General features: G+C 56.6%; 15 protein-coding genes. 6 read left to right on the forward strand and 9 right to left on the reverse strand.

The features are described 5' to 3' along the window. Window positions 1-45 precede the first annotated feature (45 nt). Window positions 46-1,488, forward strand: coding sequence for a UDP-N-acetylmuramate:L-alanyl-gamma-D-glutamyl-meso-diaminopimelate ligase (gene mpl / locus C5F52_RS01400; protein ID WP_104796543.1), 1,443 nt, complete (start codon window positions 46-48; stop codon window positions 1,486-1,488). A gap of 241 nt (window positions 1,489-1,729) precedes the next feature. Here mpl and C5F52_RS01405 read toward each other — a convergent pair whose 3' ends face one another. The 3 genes from C5F52_RS01405 to rodA all read right to left on the reverse strand — a co-directional run bounded on the left by C5F52_RS01405 (window position 1,730) and on the right by rodA (window position 5,687). After that, window positions 1,730-2,839: a 3-deoxy-7-phosphoheptulonate synthase gene (locus C5F52_RS01405; RefSeq protein ID WP_104796544.1), complete on the reverse strand. Its 1,110-nt coding sequence runs from the start codon at window positions 2,837-2,839 to the stop codon at window positions 1,730-1,732. Between the two features lie 225 nt (window positions 2,840-3,064). Next, entirely contained in the window at window positions 3,065-4,525 is a 1,461-nt protein-coding gene (gene tldD / locus C5F52_RS01410) for a metalloprotease TldD (protein WP_104796545.1), read from the reverse strand. A 7-nt stretch (window positions 4,526-4,532) separates the two neighbouring features. After that, the gene (rodA, locus tag C5F52_RS01415; RefSeq protein WP_104796546.1) at window positions 4,533-5,687 is read right to left on the reverse strand and encodes a rod shape-determining protein RodA; all 1,155 of its coding nucleotides are present in this window, start codon (window positions 5,685-5,687) and stop codon (window positions 4,533-4,535) included. A 56-nt stretch (window positions 5,688-5,743) separates the two neighbouring features. Here rodA and C5F52_RS01420 point away from each other — a divergent pair, with 56 nt between their 5' ends. From C5F52_RS01420 to ruvC, 5 genes are read left to right on the forward strand one after another with little or no spacing between them, the layout of a single operon-like run. Then, window positions 5,744-6,370: a YqiA/YcfP family alpha/beta fold hydrolase gene (locus C5F52_RS01420; RefSeq protein WP_369951835.1), complete on the forward strand. Its 627-nt coding sequence runs from the start codon at window positions 5,744-5,746 to the stop codon at window positions 6,368-6,370. A 24-nt stretch (window positions 6,371-6,394) separates the two neighbouring features. After that, the gene (locus tag C5F52_RS01425) at window positions 6,395-8,461 is read left to right on the forward strand and encodes a ribonuclease catalytic domain-containing protein (RefSeq protein WP_104797115.1); all 2,067 of its coding nucleotides are present in this window, start codon (window positions 6,395-6,397) and stop codon (window positions 8,459-8,461) included. Further along, a complete protein-coding gene (locus C5F52_RS01430) occupies window positions 8,461-9,333 on the forward strand; it encodes an energy transducer TonB (protein WP_104796547.1) in 873 nt (290 codons plus the stop codon). Before C5F52_RS01425 ends, C5F52_RS01430 begins: the two co-directional genes overlap by 1 nt. 15 nt (window positions 9,334-9,348) lie before the next feature. Next, entirely contained in the window at window positions 9,349-10,083 is a 735-nt protein-coding gene (gene mtgA / locus C5F52_RS01435) for a monofunctional biosynthetic peptidoglycan transglycosylase (RefSeq protein ID WP_104796548.1), read from the forward strand. Beyond that, window positions 10,084-10,632 (forward strand): crossover junction endodeoxyribonuclease RuvC, encoded by a 549-nt coding sequence (ruvC, locus tag C5F52_RS01440; RefSeq protein WP_104796549.1) that lies wholly within the window; start codon window positions 10,084-10,086, stop codon window positions 10,630-10,632. It abuts the gene before it with no gap. A gap of 11 nt (window positions 10,633-10,643) precedes the next feature. On the opposite strand, the gene C5F52_RS01445 is transcribed toward ruvC, so the two are convergent. From C5F52_RS01445 to C5F52_RS01470, 6 genes are all read right to left on the reverse strand, one after another. Next, window positions 10,644-12,047 carry a sensor histidine kinase gene (locus C5F52_RS01445; protein ID WP_104796550.1) on the reverse strand — a complete coding sequence of 468 codons (1,404 nt, stop codon included), beginning with the start codon at window positions 12,045-12,047 and terminating at the stop codon, window positions 10,644-10,646. Window positions 12,048-12,088: 41 nt separating this feature from the next. Next, complete coding sequence (lpxC, locus tag C5F52_RS01450) at window positions 12,089-13,012, reverse strand: UDP-3-O-acyl-N-acetylglucosamine deacetylase (protein WP_104796551.1); 924 nt, start codon at window positions 13,010-13,012, stop codon at window positions 12,089-12,091. A 19-nt stretch (window positions 13,013-13,031) separates the two neighbouring features. Continuing rightward, a complete protein-coding gene (gene ftsZ / locus C5F52_RS01455) occupies window positions 13,032-14,294 on the reverse strand; it encodes a cell division protein FtsZ (RefSeq protein ID WP_104796552.1) in 1,263 nt (420 codons plus the stop codon). A gap of 179 nt (window positions 14,295-14,473) precedes the next feature. Next, window positions 14,474-15,703 carry a cell division protein FtsA gene (ftsA, locus tag C5F52_RS01460; protein WP_104796553.1) on the reverse strand — a complete coding sequence of 410 codons (1,230 nt, stop codon included), beginning with the start codon at window positions 15,701-15,703 and terminating at the stop codon, window positions 14,474-14,476. A gap of 37 nt (window positions 15,704-15,740) precedes the next feature. Further along, window positions 15,741-16,562: a cell division protein FtsQ/DivIB gene (locus tag C5F52_RS01465; RefSeq protein ID WP_315261078.1), complete on the reverse strand. Its 822-nt coding sequence runs from the start codon at window positions 16,560-16,562 to the stop codon at window positions 15,741-15,743. Further along, window positions 16,559-17,530, reverse strand: coding sequence for a D-alanine--D-alanine ligase (locus tag C5F52_RS01470; protein WP_104796554.1), 972 nt, complete (start codon window positions 17,528-17,530; stop codon window positions 16,559-16,561). Before C5F52_RS01470 ends, C5F52_RS01465 begins: the two co-directional genes overlap by 4 nt. Window positions 17,531-17,532: the final 2 nt, after the last annotated feature.

Below are 17,532 nucleotides of genomic sequence, written 5' to 3' on the forward strand. Positions count from 1 at the left end.
GCTGCTCGCCCAAAGCCCATGGATACACCCTCCTAAAATAAGTGGATGCATATACATATTTTGGGAATTTGCGGCACGTTCATGGGTGGACTGGCTGCGTTGGCGCGTGAAGCGGGCCACAAGGTGACGGGTTGCGATGCGGGGGTCTACCCGCCCATGAGCGACCAACTCCGGTCTTTGGGCATTGAATTGATTGAAGGCTTTGGTGCAGACCAAATGGCTTTGAAACCCGATGTCTACGTGATTGGCAACGTGGTCTCACGCGCACGCTTGGCCGACGGCAGTCCGAAGTTCCCGCTGATGGAAGCCATTTTGGAAAGCGGTGCCACCTACACCAGCGGCCCCCAATGGCTGGCTGAACACGTGCTGCACCACCCCAGCCAGCCTCGCCACGTTTTGGCAGTCGCAGGTACCCACGGTAAAACCACCACCACCTCGATGCTCGCTTGGATTCTTCAAGCGGCTGGATTGGAGCCTGGCTTCTTGGTCGGTGGCGTGCCCATGAACTTTGGCGTGTCGGCTCGCTTGGGCCGTTTGAGCTCAGAAGCCGATGTGGCCGCACACAAGCGCACGCCTTTCGTCATTGAAGCGGACGAATACGACACCGCCTTCTTCGACAAACGCAGCAAGTTTGTGCACTACCACCCGCGCACGGCGATTTTGAACAACCTCGAATTCGACCACGCCGACATCTTTGACAACCTCGCCGCCATCGAGCGCCAGTTCCACCACTTGGTGCGCACTGTTCCCGGCAGTGGCCGTGTGGTGGTCAATGCGGATGAAGATAGCTTGCAACGCGTGCTGGACCAAGGCTGCTGGAGCGGTGTGGCCAAGTTTGGCGTAAGCGCCAACGCAACCGGCCAAGATGGTTGGTCTGTCGAAGGTGAGCCCGACAACTTTGCGGTGCTGCACCACGGCCAAAAAGTGGGCCGCGTGCAATGGGACATCACGGGCGTGCACAACCAGCTCAACGCTTTGGCCGCGATTGCCGCTGCGGAGCACTTGGGCGTATCCCCCGCGCAAGCTGCCGCCTCTTTGACCGAGTTTCAAAACGTCCGCCGTCGCATGGAAGTGCGAGGCACAGTGTCACGCACAGGCGGCGACATCACGGTGTACGACGACTTTGCCCACCACCCCACCGCCATTCGCACCACCGTCGACGGCCTGCGCCGCAAAGTGGGTCCGAATGCCCGCATCTTGGCGGTGTTTGAGCCACGCAGCAACACGATGAAACTGGGCACGATGAAGTCGCAACTGCCTTGGAGTTTGGAAGACGCAGACCTCGCGTTTTGTCACTCAGGTGGTTTGGACTGGGATGCCGTCGACGCTTTGTCACCCATGGGGGCACGGGCTTCGGTGGCTGGCACTGTGGATGAGGTGATTGCACAAGTGGTGGCTGCTGCGCAAGCGGGGGACCATGTGCTTTGTATGAGCAATGGTGGATTTGGCGGGATTCACGCGAAGTTGCTGACTGCTTTGGGTTCGTAACTTCTCTTCTTTTATCGCTGCTTGTGTGCGTGTTGCTGCTTTTTCTCTCGCACGCACACAGAGCGGGCAGCACCTGACACGGCTTAACGTCCCTGCGGGCCGTGATGGCGCCGTATCAGGCACTGACCACTCTGCGTGCTGAGCGTGCGCAATCGAAACATTTTGGGGGCTTGCTCCTGCTTCGCAGTTCGACGTTGTAGACACTCAACTGCTCGCGCGAAATCTTCCGAACAACAAAAAATCACGAACGCTTGCGACGCGCCGCCACAGCCTCAGACAACACGTCCAACGAAGCGACGGAATCGTTCCAGTCCAAACACGCATCGGTGATGCTCTTACCGTATTCCAGCTTAGACACATCGTCTTTACCGGGCGTGAACTTTTGCGCACCACCGTGAATGTGACTCTCAATCATCACGCCAAACACTTGGTTTGAACCACCGCTGATTTGCTCGGCGATGTCTTTGGCCACCACCAGTTGACGCTCGTGCTGCTTACTGCTGTTGGCGTGGCTGCAATCCACCATCAAGGTCGCAGGCAACTTGGCTTTGGCCAACTCTTCACACGCAGCAGTCACGCTGACTGCGTCGTAGTTGGGCGTTTTGCCGCCGCGCAAGATGACGTGACAGTCTTTGTTGCCCTTAGTTTGCACAATCGCCACTTGACCGTTTTTGTGCACCGACAAAAAGTGATGTGCGCCAGCAGCGGCTTGAATCGCATCGGTGGCGATTTTGATGTTGCCATCGGTACCGTTCTTGAAGCCGATGGGCGCAGAAATACCGGAGGCCAATTCGCGATGCACTTGGCTCTCGGTCGTGCGCGCACCAATCGCGCCCCACGAAATCAAGTCGCCAATGTATTGCGGGCTGATGGCATCCAAGAACTCGCTGCCCGCAGGCAAATCCAGGCGGTTGATTTCAATCAGCAACTGGCGTGCAATGCGCAGGCCTTCGTCGATGCGGTAGCTCTCATCCAAGTACGGGTCATTGATCAAACCTTTCCAGCCCACGGTGGTGCGTGGTTTTTCGAAGTACACGCGCATCACAATTTCCAAAGTGTCGGCGTACTTTTCGCGCAACGGTTGCAAGCGGCGCGCGTAGTCAATTGCAGCAGCAGGATCGTGGATCGAGCATGGGCCAATCACCACCAGCAGGCGGTCATCTGTGCCGTGCATGATGTTGTGAATGGTCTTGCGGGTCTTCGTGATTAACTTCTCCACAGGCGTACCTTGAATGGGGAAGAAGCGAATCAAATGTTCGGGAGGAGGCAGCACGGTGATGTCCTTGATACGTTGATCGTCGGTTTGACTGGTGTGTTCAACGTGACTTGGATAAGGGGTGTTCGTTTTCATGGTCTCGTCCTGAAGTTTGAAAAAATGATTGAAGAATTTGGCAAAAAAAAACCGCCGGGGGTCCGGCGGTTGGTTTGGGAGTTCAGAGCGTTTGGGCTACGTTCAGATCTCTCGACCGCCGTGGGGGCGTGAGATAAAAAAAGTAAGCAAAGTAAAAACGGGCTGAACTCATGGATTGGAATGTAGCACAGGGATTCTGGCAGTTTGCTGACAAGTGGCTAGGGTTTACGCGGTTCCACCCACAGTCAAACCATCAATGCGCAAAGTAGGCTGCCCCACACCCACAGGCACGCTTTGGCCTTCTTTGCCGCAGGTGCCCACGCCCGGGTCAAGCTTCATGTCGTTGCCGATCAAGCTCACGCGCGTCAGTGCATCGGGGCCGTTGCCTACCAAGGTCGCACCTTTGACGGGGTATTGAATTTTGCCGTTCTCCACCCAAAACGCTTGAGAGGTCGAGAACACAAACTTGCCTGAGGTGATGTCCACTTGGCCGCCACCGAAGTTCACGGCGTACAAGCCCTTCTTCAAACTCGACACAATTTCTTCGGGCGACTTGTCACCGCCCAACATGTAGGTGTTAGTCATGCGCGGCATAGGCACATGGGCGTAGCTTTCGCGGCGGCCATTGCCCGTGGGTTTCACACCCATCAAGCGCGCATTCATGCTGTCTTGGATATAGCCCTTCAAAATGCCATCTTCGATGAGCACATTGCGTTGGCTAGGGTTGCCTTCGTCGTCCACATTGAGTGAACCACGACGGTCAGGAATCGTGCCGTCGTCCAACACGGTCACGCCTTTGGCAGCCACGCGTTGACCAATGCGGCCACTGAATGCGCTGGAGCCTTTGCGGTTGAAGTCGCCTTCCAAACCGTGGCCGATGGCTTCGTGCAACAAGATGCCGGGCCAACCTGGGCCCAACACCACACTCATCTCACCCGCGGGCGCTGGACGTGCATCGAGGTTGGTCAGTGCGAGTTGCACGGCTTCGTCTACATAGCTTTGCGCCAGCGCATCATCAAAATGGTCCAAGCCAAAGCGGCCACCGCCGCCAGCCGAGCCCACTTCGCGACGACCGTTTTGTTCGGCAATCACGGTCACGCTCAGGCGCACGAGGGGGCGCACATCGGCGGCCAAGGTGCCATCAGCGCGCACCACCATCACCACGTCATATTCACTGGCCAAACCGGCCATCACCTGAATCACACGTGGGTCTTTGGCGCGAGCCATTTGCTCCACACGACCCAACAGTTCAACTTTTTCGGTGCTGTTGAGTGAAGAAATCGGGTCCAAGCCACCGTACAAAGAACGGCTCGATGCTACCTTGCGCGTAGGCACTTTGACGCGACCACCTTTGGCGGCTGCGCCAATGGTACGCACGGTGCGTGCTGCATCCATCAAGGAGGCTTTGGAAATATCGTCGGAGTACGCGAAGGCGGTTTTCTCGCCGCTCACCGCGCGCACGCCAACGCCTTGGTCAATGCTGAAGGAACCGGTTTTGACAATGCCCTCTTCCAAACTCCAGCCTTCGGCACGGGTGTATTGAAAGTACAAATCGGCTTCGTCAACTTTGTGCGCTTTGATCTCGGCCAATGTTTTGGCCAAGTCGGTTTCGTCCAAACCGAAAGGCTCTAACAACAGTTGACGGGCAATGGCCAATCGCTCAAGGGTAGGTTCGCGTGAAATCATGCGCGAATTATGACTGCACCAACTGTTTGGCCTTGGCCACCGACATCAATATCCCTAAGCCCAACCCCAGCGTCACCATGGCCGTGCCGCCATAGCTGATGAAGGGCAATGGCACCCCAACCACAGGCAATATGCCGCTGACCATGCCCATGTTCACAAAGGCATAAATGAAGAAGCTCAAGGTCACGCTGCCAGCCAGCAATCGGGCAAACAACGTGGGGCCTTCCACTGCAATGGCCAAGCCACGCAGAATCAAAAAGATGAAGCCAGCAATCAAGAGCAAGTTGCCGACCAAGCCAAACTCTTCGCCAAAAGCGGCAAACACAAAGTCGGTGGTGCGCTCAGGGATGAAGTCCAAATGGGTTTGCGTGCCTTGCATGAACCCCTTGCCCCAAAAACCGCCCGAGCCAATGGCAATCATGCCTTGAATGATGTGAAAGCCTTTGCCTAACGGGTCTCTTGACGGGTCGAGCAAGGTGCAAATGCGCTGCTGCTGATAGTCGTGCAGGATGGGCCAACGGAAACCATCGGCACAAAGCGTGGGCTCAAAGAGCACCACCAATCCCACACCAATCACACCCAAGATGATGGGCGGCACGATGAGCCACCAGCTCAAGCCGGCAAAGAAAATCACCGCCATGCCAGCCGACAACACCAAGATGGAAGTTCCCAAATCTGGCTGACGCATGATGAGTCCCACAGGCACCATCAACAACAAACCCGCCACCAAAAAGTCGAGTGGGCGCAACTGGCCTTCGCGCTTTTGGAACCACCACGCCAACATCAACGGCATGGCGATTTTCATGATTTCACTGGGCTGAATGACGATGCCGACATTGAGCCAGCGACGTGCGCCCTTTTTGGTCAAGCCAAACAAAGCCACGGCCACCAGCAAGGCCACACCCAAGGTGTAGAGCGGCACCGCAAATGCCATCAGACGCTGCGGCGGAATTTGTGCCACCACAAACATGATGAAGCCCGCAATCATCATGTTGCGGCCATGGTCAAAGAAGCGCGCACCGTTGGCAAAGCCCGACGAGTACATGGTCAACAAACCCGCACACGCCAACAAAAAAATACCAAACGCCAAGGGGCCATCAAAACCTTTGAGCAAAGGCATCAAACGCTGAAAGGGGCTGGGTTTGTGAATGACGGTGGGCATGGGTCAGATTATCTCCTGTCGCGTGACTGTCCTTGGGGCCACTGATAGCATTCGGCATGACTTCGCTCAAGACGCCATCCCCCCACACGTTGCCCACCACCCATGTGCTGTATTTGCATGGGTTTCGCTCGTCACCCCAATCCACCAAAGCGCGACAAGTCGCAGCCATCATGGCCGCACAGTTCCCACACATCACGTGGTGGTGCCCACAACTGCCGCCCTCGCCCAAAGCGGCTGCGGCCTTGATTGCAGAGGGCACGGCCCATTGGCCCGCGGACCGCATGGCAGTGATCGGTTCGTCGCTGGGCGGTTTTTACGCCACCTGGCTGGCGGCCCTTCGCGGGTGCAAGGCTGCGCTGCTCAACCCTGCCATCAACCCAGCGCGTGACTTGGCCAACTACATCGGCGAACAAAGCGCGTGGCACGACCCCGCCGAGCGCTTTTACTTTGCGCCCGAATTTGTGGATGAGCTGCGCGCCTTGCAAGCTGGCCCTTTGCCGCATCCCGAGCGCGTGTGGGCACTCATCGCCAAAGGAGATGAAGTGCTGGACTGGCGCGAAATGACGGCGCGCTACCCAGGCTCGCAACAAGTGGTCCTAGAAGGCGGCGACCATGCCATCAGCGACTTCGGCCACTACCTGACGCAGCTGTTGGAATTTCTAGATTTGCAGCCTGCGCCCTAGGTGGAGCGTGGGACAATGCTGCCCATGTACGCATTGTTTGAAGAAGCTGGAAAATTCCAGACGGGCCGCATCCTCTCCGAAGCCGAGAGCTCAGCCCAAATCGAGCTGGAATCCGGCAAACGGGTCAAGGTCAAGGCCGCGAATTTGTTGCTCAAATTTGAGAAGCCGTCGCCCGCTGAACTGATGCGCGAGGCGCAGGCCTTGAGCACCACCATCGAGCTTGACCTCGCGTGGGAATTCGCGCCCGAAGACGAGTTTGGCTTTGCCGACCTCGCCCGCGAATACTTCAGCGCACAAGCCACCCTGACCGAACAAACCGCTGCCTTGCTGCGCGTATTCGAAGCACCCCACTACTTTCGCCGCGCTGGCAAAGGCCGCTTCAAGAAGGCCTCTGCCGAGGTGATTGCCCAAGCGCTCGCTGGCATCGAAAAGAAAAAACAAATCCAAGCGCAAATCGAAGGTTGGGCTGCCGAGTTGGGCCAAGGCACTTGTCCTGCGCCGATTCAAACGCAGCTCTACAAAATCTTGTTCAAGCCCGACAAGAACGCGCCTGAATACAAAGCCGTGGTCGAGGCCGCACGCGCTACACACACTGCGCCACTGGCATTGCTGCAAAAAGCAGGCGCTATCAACTCGGCCTACCAGTTCCACTGGCAACGCTTTTTGTTTGACAACTTCCCCAAGGGAACGGGTTTCCCCAACCTGCAAGCCCCCGCCATTGCGGACGAGTTGCCACTGGCCCAGGTGAAGGCCTATTCGATTGACGACTCGCACACCACAGAGATTGACGATGCCTTGTCGGTGCAAGGTTTGGGCACCGGCACGGTCACGCTAGGCATTCACATCGCTGCACCTGCGCTGGCCTTAAAGCCGGGCGATGCGATTGACCAGTTGGGCCGCCAACGTTTGTCCACCGTCTACATGCCGGGCTACAAAATCACCATGCTGCCCGACGACGTGGTGCAAACCTACACCTTGCAAGAAGGCCGCGACTGCCCCGCCGTGTCGCTGTACGCCACGTTTGATGAAGCCACGCTGGCTTTGCAAAACACCGAGACACGCGTGGAGCGTGTGCCCATTGCCGCCAACCTACGTCACGACCAACTCGACGCCATCGTCACCGAAGCTTGGTTGAACGACGCGAGCTTCACGCATGTTGCAGGCACCACCGAGCCCGCCATGCCACGCACGGAACTGGCTTTTCTGTTCCGCTTGGCCCAACACCTCAAAGCACAACGCGAAGTGGTACGCGGCAAGCCCGAAAACTTCAACCGCCCTGACTACAACTTCCGCCTCGTTGGCAACAACGGCGCAACGCCCACAGGCGACGAGCAAGTGCAAATCAGCATCCGCCAACGCGGTGCGCCACTCGACTTGATGGTGGCCGAAGCCATGATTTTGGCCAACAGCACCTGGGGCAATTGGATGGCCGAGCTGGGCGTGCCCGGCATCTACCGCAGCCAAGCCAGCTTGTTGCCCGGCGTCAAAGTGCGCATGAGCACCAAAGCTTTGCCACACGCTGGCATTGGCGTACCCAGCTATGCGTGGAGCACCTCGCCGCTGCGTCGCTACACCGACTTGGTGAACCAATGGCAAATCATTGCGTGTGCCAAGCACGGCAGCACCGCCGCTTTGGCTGCGCCGTTCAAACCCAAAGACGCCGAACTGTTCTCCATCATCTCTGCATTCGATGGCGCTTATGGTGCGTACAACGCCTACCAAAACGGCATGGAACGTTTTTGGACGCTTCAGTACTTGAAGCAACACAGCATCACCGAGCTCAGCGCCACCGTGTTCAAAGCTTTCCCGGGTCAACCACCCATGGCGCGCGCCGATGACTTGCCGTTGGTCTTGCCCGTGTTCGGCGGTGGCGATTTGCCACGCGGCGCACACGTGCAGTTGCGCTTGAGTGAGATTGACGACATCAGCCTCGACATCAGCGGCCACCTGCTGCACCTGCTTGAAGCAGATGCACCCTCCAGCGCCGAAGAAGTCGAGATGACAGACGACGAAGACGACAGCGCCGCAGGCCCCATTGCGTTGGCCATGGACGTGAACGAGGCACCCACGGCGGAAGGACCGACTGCGTGATGCTCTCGCGTTTGTCATGGAAGCATTGGTCAAGGCTGCAAAAGGCCTTGTTCATTTCTTTCGTCTTTCATGTTGCACTGCTGACGCTGCGCATTGCCGCACCTGAGCGCTTTGACCGCTTGTTCAGCGACGCACCGCTGGATGTCATTTTGGTCAACACGCGCGCCAAAGCTGATGCACCTGATAAGGCACAAGCCTTGGCACAAACGCAATTGGCAGGTGGCGGTGAACTTAAAAGCGGTCGTGCAGCATCGCCGCTCCCCACGGCGGCCACCACCTCGGTCGGTGACATGACCGAGTCCATGCAGCGCCAAGTCGCGCAGATGCGCAAAGAGCAATCGCTGCTGTTGGCGCAAGTGAAAAACCTGCTTGCGCAACTGCCACCGCCTCAACCGCAAAAATCAAAAGCTGAACAAGATGCGATTGAGCAAAAACGCCGACAGCTGCTCAAGCTCTTGGCCGAGATTGAACAACGCATCAACCAAGACAATGCGCGACCACGCAAACACTACGTGAGCCCTGCCACCAAGCAAGTGGCCTATGCGCTCTACTACGACACCTTACGCCGCAAAATTGAAGACCGTGGCACGCGCTACTTCCCCGCCACCAACAGCGGGCAAAAACTTTACGGTGAATTGACGATGATCATCACCGTCAATACCGATGGGCGCGTGTTGGCCACCGAAGTGGTTCAAAGCTCGGGTCTGGCAGACCTCGACCGTCGTGCACAAGCCATTGCCACAGCGGCCGGACCGTTTGGCGAGTTCACGGAGGACATGCGCAAACAAGCGGATCAACTCGCCGTGGTTTCACGTTTCATTTTTAGCCGTGACAACACTTTGCAAACCAAAGGCGGCGAAGCCGCCAACTGAGTCGATGCGTCAACCATGAACACCTCACGCTTTCGTCCATGGCTGCGCTGGTTGTTGCTGGTCGGCGTGGCTTGGCTTGGTCTGCAATTTTTCTTTTTGGCGCGCATCGCCGTGATGGCGCGTGTGGCACCCGAATCCACCTCGTTTGAACGCTCAGAAGCTTGGCGCATCGTCAACACCAAAGACCGCTTGCGTTGGCGCCAAGACTGGGTGCCCTACTCGCAAATCTCTAACAACCTGAAGCGCGCGGTGATTGCGTCTGAAGATGACATCTTCGCGCAGCACGATGGCGTGCAGTGGGATGCAATTGAAAAGGCGTGGGCCAAAAACGCCAAAGCCGAATTACAGGCCAGCAAAAAAGCACAAGGCAAGGCAGCGGCCAAAGTGGTGGGTGGCTCCACCATCACGCAACAACTGGCCAAGAATTTATTTCTGTCTGGCGAGCGCACTTTCATCCGCAAGGGCCAAGAGTTTGTGCTGACCGTGATGCTAGAAGCGGTGCTGGGCAAGAAGCGTATTTTGGAGATTTACCTCAACCATGTGGAATGGGGTGAAGGCATTTTTGGCGCAGAAGCTGCCGCACAACATTACTTTCAAAAGCCCGCGTCGCAGCTATCGCCTTGGGAAGCTGGCCGCTTGGCCGTGATGCTGCCGCGCCCCAAGCACTACCAAAAGTTCCCGCAGTCAGAGTACCTTGCGGGTCGTACCGAAATTATTTTGATGCGCATGGGCAGCGCACAGTTGCCGTAAATGCGCATTCTTGGCATTGACCCTGGGCTTCGCACCACCGGCTTTGGCGTGGTGGAAAAACACGGCAGCCAGTTGCTGTACGTGGCCAGCGGCACCATCAAAACCAACAAAGAAGCACAAGGTAATTTGGCCGAGCGTTTGAAGGTCTTGTTTGAAGGCATCCACGAAGTGGTGGCGCGTTACAAGCCAGACACCTCAGCGGTAGAGATTGTGTTTGTCAACGTCAACCCGCAAGCCACCCTACTGCTAGGACAAGCGCGTGGCGCCTGCATCACCGCCTTGGCCACTTGCAACTTACCCGTTGCCGAATACACCGCTTTACAAATGAAGCAAGCCGTGGCCGGTCATGGATTGGCTAAGAAAGAACAAGTGCAAGAGATGGTCAAGCGCTTGCTCAATCTACCGGGCTTGCCCGGGCCCGATGCCGCCGATGCCTTGGGCATTGCCATCACCCATGCCCATGCGGGGCACTCCATGGCCAAGTTGGCAGCGGCCACTGAACTGCAACGCAGCACCAGTGGCATGTACAAAGCGGGACGTAGCCGCTGATCGCTGACTGTTCAAAGCTGAACGACGGGCAGGTTCAACTCGACGATGGCGCCGCCATCCACCGCATTTGAAATCGTCAAACTGCCGCTGTGCATTTCTGCAATTGTTTTAGAGATGGACAAGCCTACACCCAAGCCTTCTTCTTTTGAGGTCATGAAGGGCTCACCAACCACCTGCTTCATCTCTGCTGAAACACCTGGTCCTGTATCACGCACGCGTAAAACAACGCGTTCATCCGAATGCTCAAGAGAGACGAAAATTTTCTTGCTGGCGTTGGGCTCCATGGCTTGCATGGCATTGCGATACACATTCAACACAATTTGAGATAGCTGGACACGGTCACCATGTACCCAGCATGGGACGGCGTCCAGATCAAATTCGAACTTGATTTTTTGCTTGCGTATTTCATAGGCGAGCAGTTGCGCCACATCTTCCAACAGAGTTTTGAAGTCCACCACTTCGTAGTCGGTTTGCGCAGGTCGAATGAAATTGCGAATGCGCTCGACCAACTTCACGGTGCGTTGGGTACTGTTTTCGATTTCTTCAATCGATTCCAACACCTCTTTCGAATTGGATTCTCCAGAAGCCACGCTGATTCTGATGGCTTGCGCATCCATCAAAATCGCCGTCAACGGTTGGCTGAGCTCATGTGCAAAAGATGCAGACATCGTCCCCAAGGTTCTTTGACGTTCCAGCTGGGCAATTTGTTCTCCCAGACGCGCACTTTCTTCTTGTCGCGCGCGCTCAGCAGTCGCTTTCATCCGCCCTTGTGTGGATCGCTCCAAGAACATCCCAACAAAAGCAAAGTTGCCCAAGATTGAAATCAACAAGCCTGTGAACACAGTCAACACACTGTCCACACCGCTCGCCACCACATCGGGCTCTGTGAGTCCTGACAGCACAATCGTTGTCCGAGCCAACATGATGATCGCAGTGATTGCGTACACCACAGACAACCACTTGGCACTTTTCAACTGATGGACAGCGGCAATGCGCCAAGACAGATAGGAGATGTATGAAAAGAGGCCGGTGAAAATCAACGTGGACCAAGAAAATCGCAAGACAGCATCTTGCAAAACCACGCGGAAGAATTCAAAACCGAGCACGCAAAGCATGATCAACGCGACGGCTCTTTTCATCGCCAAATCTTGATCGAGTGCACGTCGCAAAGCCAAGATCTGCATCAAGGCTGCACTCCACATCAGACCATTGGCGACGGTGTAAGTCACCCAAGCTGGCAGATGGGGACGTAAGCCGATCAGCGCCAGAGCAATCCCAAAGAGCAAGCCCCCTGAGCACCAAAAAGTCAAAGCGCGTGACGGTTGATTGAGCAGCAAGGCCCAAACGGTCAAAGGCAAGATCAAATAGAGAATGCCAAGAATGAGATAGACCGTGGGGATGTGATACACCGTCATCTCAACCTCTCTCTCACCGCGGAGGCGATGTATTCAAAGACTTACCAAGCCGGCGCCAGCTGCGCCAAACCCGGAGGTGCTTTGCGCGCATCGTCAAAGGTAACGACTTCATAGGCATCAGGCTGGCTGAGCAACTCACGCAACAATAAATTATTCATGGCGTGTCCCGAACGGAACGCCACATAAGAGGCTAGCAAAGGTTTACCAATCAAAAACAAGTCGCCCATAGCATCGAGAATTTTGTGTTTCACAAATTCGTCGTCATAGCGCAAGCCGTCGCTGTTCAAGACCTTGTAGTCGTCCATCACGATGGCGTTGTCCAAACCGCCACCTAAAGCGAGGCCGTTGGCACGCAGCATTTCTACATCACGCGTGAAACCAAAGGTGCGGGCGCGTGCAATGTCGCGGGTGTAATCGTTCACATCCATGTCAAACACCACGCTTTGACCGGTTGAATCCACAGCAGGATGACGGAAGTCAATTTCGAAGCTGAGCTTATAGCCGTGGTGCGGGTCGAGCCGCGCCCATTTCACGTTGGCGCCCTCGCCTTCACGCACTTCGACGGTCTTCAACACGCGGATGAAACGCTTGGGCGCGTTTTGCTCCACGATGCCCGCGCTTTGCAGCAAGAACACAAACGACGAAGCCGAGCCATCAAGAATAGGCACTTCTTCTGCGGTGATGTCGATGTACAGGTTGTCGATACCTAGGCCTGCACAGGCCGACATCAAATGCTCCACCGTGAACACCTTCGCACCACCATTGGAAATGGTCGACGCCAAGCGCGTATCCGTCACCGCCGTGGCGGTGATCGGAATGTCGACTGGCTGCGGCAAATCCACCCGACGGAACACGATGCCCGTGTCGGGTTGCGCCGGGCGCAGTGTCAGTTCCACGCGTTGACCGCTGTGAAGACCGACACCCACCGCCTTGGTGAGGGATTGAAGGGTTCTTTGTTTAAGCACGGTGTGATTTTAATGAATCTCAGTCCGCTTGCTTGCGCAAGAAAGCTGGGATTTCATAGTCATCCATACCACCCGATGACAAGGCATCGACCTTGGCAGCGGCTGAGGTGCGGTTGCCACGCCACACGGCGGGAGAGTTCATGGAGTCGTAGTTGGGTTGTGCAGCGGCAGAACCAATTCCCAAACCGCTTGCCAAACCAGCTAAGCCGCCCGTTGCAGCAGCCAAGACACCGGCAGGCGATGCATTAGGCGCTTGTGTTGTGGGGAATCCCACACCATCTGTACCGGTGCGCAACACTTGCAACTGAGGTGCAGCGCGGCGGCTGCCGGCCAAACCTGTGGCCACCACGGTGACGCGAATTTGGTCGCCCAAGTTTTCGTCGTAAGCCGTACCGTAAATCACGTGCGCATCGGGTGAAGCGAACTTGCGGATGGTGTTCATGGCTTCGCGAGACTCAGACAACTTCAAGCCGCCCTTGGCTGCGGTGATCAACACCAACACGCCCTTGGCACCCGACATGTCCACGCCTTCGAGCAATGGGCAAGCCACCGCTTGTTCAGCGGCGATGCGCGCACGGTCTGGGCCGTTGGCCGCAGCGGTGCCCATCATGGCTTTGCCGGTTTCGCTCATCACGGTGCGCACGTCTTCAAAGTCGACGTTCACCAAAGCTTCAACGTTGATGATCTCGGCAATGCCGCCGACCGAGTTTTTCAACACGTCGTTGGCAAAGGCGAAAGCTTGATCTTGGCTGGCATCTTCGCCCAACACGTCCATCAGCTTTTCGTTCAACACGACGATGAGTGAGTCGACGTTGGCTTCAAGTTCGGCCAAACCCGTCTCAGCATTGTTCATGCGGCGGCTGCCTTCGAATTCGAAAGGCTTGGTCACCACGCCAACAGTCAAGATGCCCATCTCGCGTGCCACACGCGCCACCACAGGTGCTGCGCCTGTGCCTGTGCCGCCGCCCATACCCGCCGTGACGAACAACATGTTGGTGCCTTCCAGCGCCAAACGGATGTCGTCAATCGCAGCTTCAGCCGCTTCACGGCCGCGCTCTGGCTTGCTACCAGCGCCCAAACCTGTGGAACCCAACTGAATGACTTTGTGCGCATTGCTCACGCGCAGGGCTTGTGCGTCTGTGTTCGCCGTAACGAACTCCACGCCTTGAACGCCAGAGCTGATCATGTGCTCGACCGCGTTACCGCCGCCGCCGCCCACGCCAATGACTTTGATTTGTGTGCCTGAGTTGAATGCTTCAACTTCGATCATTTCGATGGTCATGATGTTTCTCCTAATCTAAAAATTTGCAGTTGCCAGGTGTTTGTGTTTTGCTTTTGGTTCATCGCGTTCCTTCTACGAGGGTGGCGCGTTGGGCGCACAGGATCGACATCGTCGATGCCTGTGCGGTCGCTGCGGCGGGCTGCCCCGCGCGAGATAAAGCAAGGTGTGAGGAATCATGTTTAGAAGTTCCCCACAAACCAGTTTTTGATACTGTCCATCAACGAATTGACAGAGCCGCTCTTTTGTGAAACTTTGAAGCCACGTTGACGGTCCACGCCGGCTTCAGCCAGCAAGCCCATCACCGTGGCAGCACGAGGCTGCGACACCATGTCGGCCAAGGCGCTGCTGTACTGCGGCACACCGCGACGCACAGGCTTCAAGAAAATATCTTCACCCAACTCGACCATGCCTGGCATCACCGCGCTGCCGCCCGTGAGCACAATGCCAGACGACAACACTTCTTCGTAGCCGGAATCACGAATCACTTGCTGCACCAGCGAGAAGATTTCTTCCACGCGTGGCTCAATGACACCCGCCAAAGCTTGGCGGCTCAACATGCGTGGTGTGCGGTCGCCGAGGCCCGGCACTTCCACTTGCACATCTGGGTCAGCCAGCAGCTGCTTGGCATAGCCTGACTCGATCTTGATTTCTTCCGCATCCTTGGTGGGCGTGCGCAAAGCCATCGCGATGTCGCTGGTGATCAAATCTCCCGCGATTGGAATCACCGCTGTATGACGAATCGCACCATTGGTGAAAATGGCCACATCGGTCGTGCCTGCACCAATGTCCACCAAAGCCACGCCGAGTTCGCGCTCGTCGTCGGTCAACACCGACATGCTGGATGCCAAGGGGTTGAGCATCAAGCGGTCCACATCCAAGCCGCAACGACGCACGCACTTGATGATGTTTTCTGCTGCGCTTTGTGCGCCCGTGACGATGTGCACTTTGGCTTCCAAGCGGATGCCGCTCATGCCAATGGGTTCGCGCACGTCTTGGCCATCAATCACAAACTCTTGCGGCTGCACCAGCAGCAAACGTTGGTCGGTCGAGATGTTGATGGCTTTCGCGGTTTCCACCACACGCGCCACATCGGCTGCAGTGACTTCTTTGTCTTTCACCGCCACCATGCCGGTGGAGTTGATGCCGCGAATGTGGCTGCCGGTGATGCCGGTGTACACATTGGTGATTTTGCAATCGGCCATGAACTCTGCTTCTTTCAAAGCCTGCTGAATGCTTTGCACGGTGGCGTCGATGTTGACCACCACGCCGCGCTTCAAACCATTGCTGGGGGCCACACCGAGGCCAGCAAGTTTGAGCTCACCATCGGGCAACACTTCGGCCACGACCACCATGACCTTGGCTGTGCCAATGTCTAAGCCGACCACCAGTTCTTTGTAATCTTTTGCCATAACAGCCTCGTTCTTTCTCTTCTTCTCTCTGTGCGCGTTAGCGTTTGGCGGGCACGTCTTGCGTGCTCACCCCGCGCAAACGAAGCGCATAACCGTTGTCGTGTCGCAAATCAGCAGACTCAATCGCCGTCACTTTGCGACCTAACTTATTCGTCACCTGTGCCAGCGTTTGTGACACGCGTTGCACACGGACCATCACCTCATCCACACCGCCACGTCCCAACTCAATCACCGCACCGTGTGCCAACTTGGCACGCCAGCTGCCGCGGTCGGTCAAGACCAAACTCTCGACACCTAAGTTGATGGTTTTGAATGCGGGCTCGAGGGCCAAATACATAGACAGCACTTGTTGCGATTGGCTGTCAGGTCCACTCAAGCGCGGCATCTTGTCGTCATCCAAATCACCCACATTGGCTTCAAACACTTCGCCAAAGCTGTTGACCATGCGTTGCTCGCCGTCATCGCCCCAATAAGCCACAGGCTTGTGCTCTTGCAAGGTCACGCGCAAACGGTTGGGAAACTCGCGTTGCACCGAGGCCAAACGCACCCAAGGCACGCTTTCAAACGCAGTGCGCACACGGGCCAAATCGGCCGTGAAAAAATTACCTGTGAACTTGGTCACCACATTGGCGCGCAAGGTCACGTCGTTGTTGTGCTCCACATCGCCTAAGACCGTGATGCCACGCAACGCAAACGCTGGCAACTGCACCAAAGTCCACACGCCGCCCAGCAACGCACCCACGACCAAACCCACGAACATGAGCGAAGCCGCCATGTGCATGAGCTTGACGTCGAGCGGCACCGGCACCGAGGCATTCACCTCAGGACGGGGGCGCATGTGGGTGTAGCGCGTGGTCATACGGCTTTTGGACCTCCGGGGTGATCAAGCGTGGCGCTCTCTAGCAACATCAAACACAGGTCTTCGTAGCTGATGCCCGCTGCACGTGCAGACATAGGCACCAAAGAATGGCTGGTCATGCCGGGTGATGTGTTCATCTCTAACAAAAACGGCTTGCGGTCAGACGCACGCAACATGATGTCGGCGCGACCCCAACCACGGCAGCCCAAGGCGCGGTAAGCAGCCACCACCAAACGTTGCACCTCTTGCTCTTCGGCTTCGGGTAAGCCACTTGGGCAGTGGTACTTCACATCGTCGGTGAAGTACTTGTTGTTGTAGTCGTATGCGCCGTCCGGTGCTGCAATGCGCACCACGGGCAAGGCACGTGCATTGGGTCCGTTACCCAAGATGGGGCAGGTCAGCTCTTCGCCGGTGATGAATTCTTCTGCCAACAAATCGGGGTCGTATTGGGTAGCCAACTCAGCGGCGGCTGTGATGTCGCCAGCTTGCGTGACTTTGCTCATGCCAATGGATGAGCCTTCGCGTGGTGGTTTGACGATCAAAGGCAAGCCGAGCTTGGCAGGAATGGCATTGATGTTGTCTGCCGTTTGGTCTTCGGGTGACAACCACACATAGCCGGGTGTTGACAAGCCGACGGCACTCCACACGCGCTTGGTCATCACTTTGTCCATCGCCATGGCAGAGGCCATCACGCCTGAACCTGTATATGGAATGCCCAGCAACTCCAAAGCACCTTGCACTGCACCGTCTTCACCGTAGCGGCCATGCAGCGCGATGAAGGCGTGTGTGTAGCCTTCGCGCTTGAGCTCATCCAAGCTGCGCTCAGCGGGGTCAAACGCGGTGGCGTTGACACCTTTGCTTTGCAAAGCCTTGAGTACACCGCTGCCCGACATGAGGGACACATCACGCTCAGCAGACAGGCCACCCATGAGGACGGCGACTTTGGCAGTTTGAATATGGAAGGTCATGC

It is taken from the genome of Limnohabitans sp. TS-CS-82, from assembly GCF_002943475.1.

Bases quoted from the DNA above. Each gene is read 5' to 3' on its own strand.
- mpl (WP_104796543.1), top strand. From the start codon at position 46: ATGCATATACATATTTTGGGAATTTGCGGCACGTTCATGGGTGGACTG.
- C5F52_RS01405 (WP_104796544.1), bottom strand. From the start codon at position 2,839: ATGAAAACGAACACCCCTTATCCAAGTCACGTTGAACACACCAGTCAA.
- tldD (WP_104796545.1), bottom strand. From the start codon at position 4,525: ATGATTTCACGCGAACCTACCCTTGAGCGATTGGCCATTGCCCGTCAA.
- rodA (WP_104796546.1), bottom strand. From the start codon at position 5,687: ATGCCCACCGTCATTCACAAACCCAGCCCCTTTCAGCGTTTGATGCCT.
- C5F52_RS01420 (WP_369951835.1), top strand. From the start codon at position 5,744: ATGACTTCGCTCAAGACGCCATCCCCCCACACGTTGCCCACCACCCAT.
- C5F52_RS01425 (WP_104797115.1), top strand. From the start codon at position 6,395: ATGTACGCATTGTTTGAAGAAGCTGGAAAATTCCAGACGGGCCGCATC.
- C5F52_RS01430 (WP_104796547.1), top strand. From the start codon at position 8,461: ATGCTCTCGCGTTTGTCATGGAAGCATTGGTCAAGGCTGCAAAAGGCC.
- mtgA (WP_104796548.1), top strand. From the start codon at position 9,349: ATGAACACCTCACGCTTTCGTCCATGGCTGCGCTGGTTGTTGCTGGTC.
- ruvC (WP_104796549.1), top strand. From the start codon at position 10,084: ATGCGCATTCTTGGCATTGACCCTGGGCTTCGCACCACCGGCTTTGGC.
- C5F52_RS01445 (WP_104796550.1), bottom strand. From the start codon at position 12,047: ATGACGGTGTATCACATCCCCACGGTCTATCTCATTCTTGGCATTCTC.
- ftsZ (WP_104796552.1), bottom strand. From the start codon at position 14,294: ATGACCATCGAAATGATCGAAGTTGAAGCATTCAACTCAGGCACACAA.
- ftsA (WP_104796553.1), bottom strand. From the start codon at position 15,703: ATGGCAAAAGATTACAAAGAACTGGTGGTCGGCTTAGACATTGGCACA.
- C5F52_RS01465 (WP_315261078.1), bottom strand. From the start codon at position 16,562: ATGACCACGCGCTACACCCACATGCGCCCCCGTCCTGAGGTGAATGCC.
- C5F52_RS01470 (WP_104796554.1), bottom strand. From the start codon at position 17,530: ATGACCTTCCATATTCAAACTGCCAAAGTCGCCGTCCTCATGGGTGGC.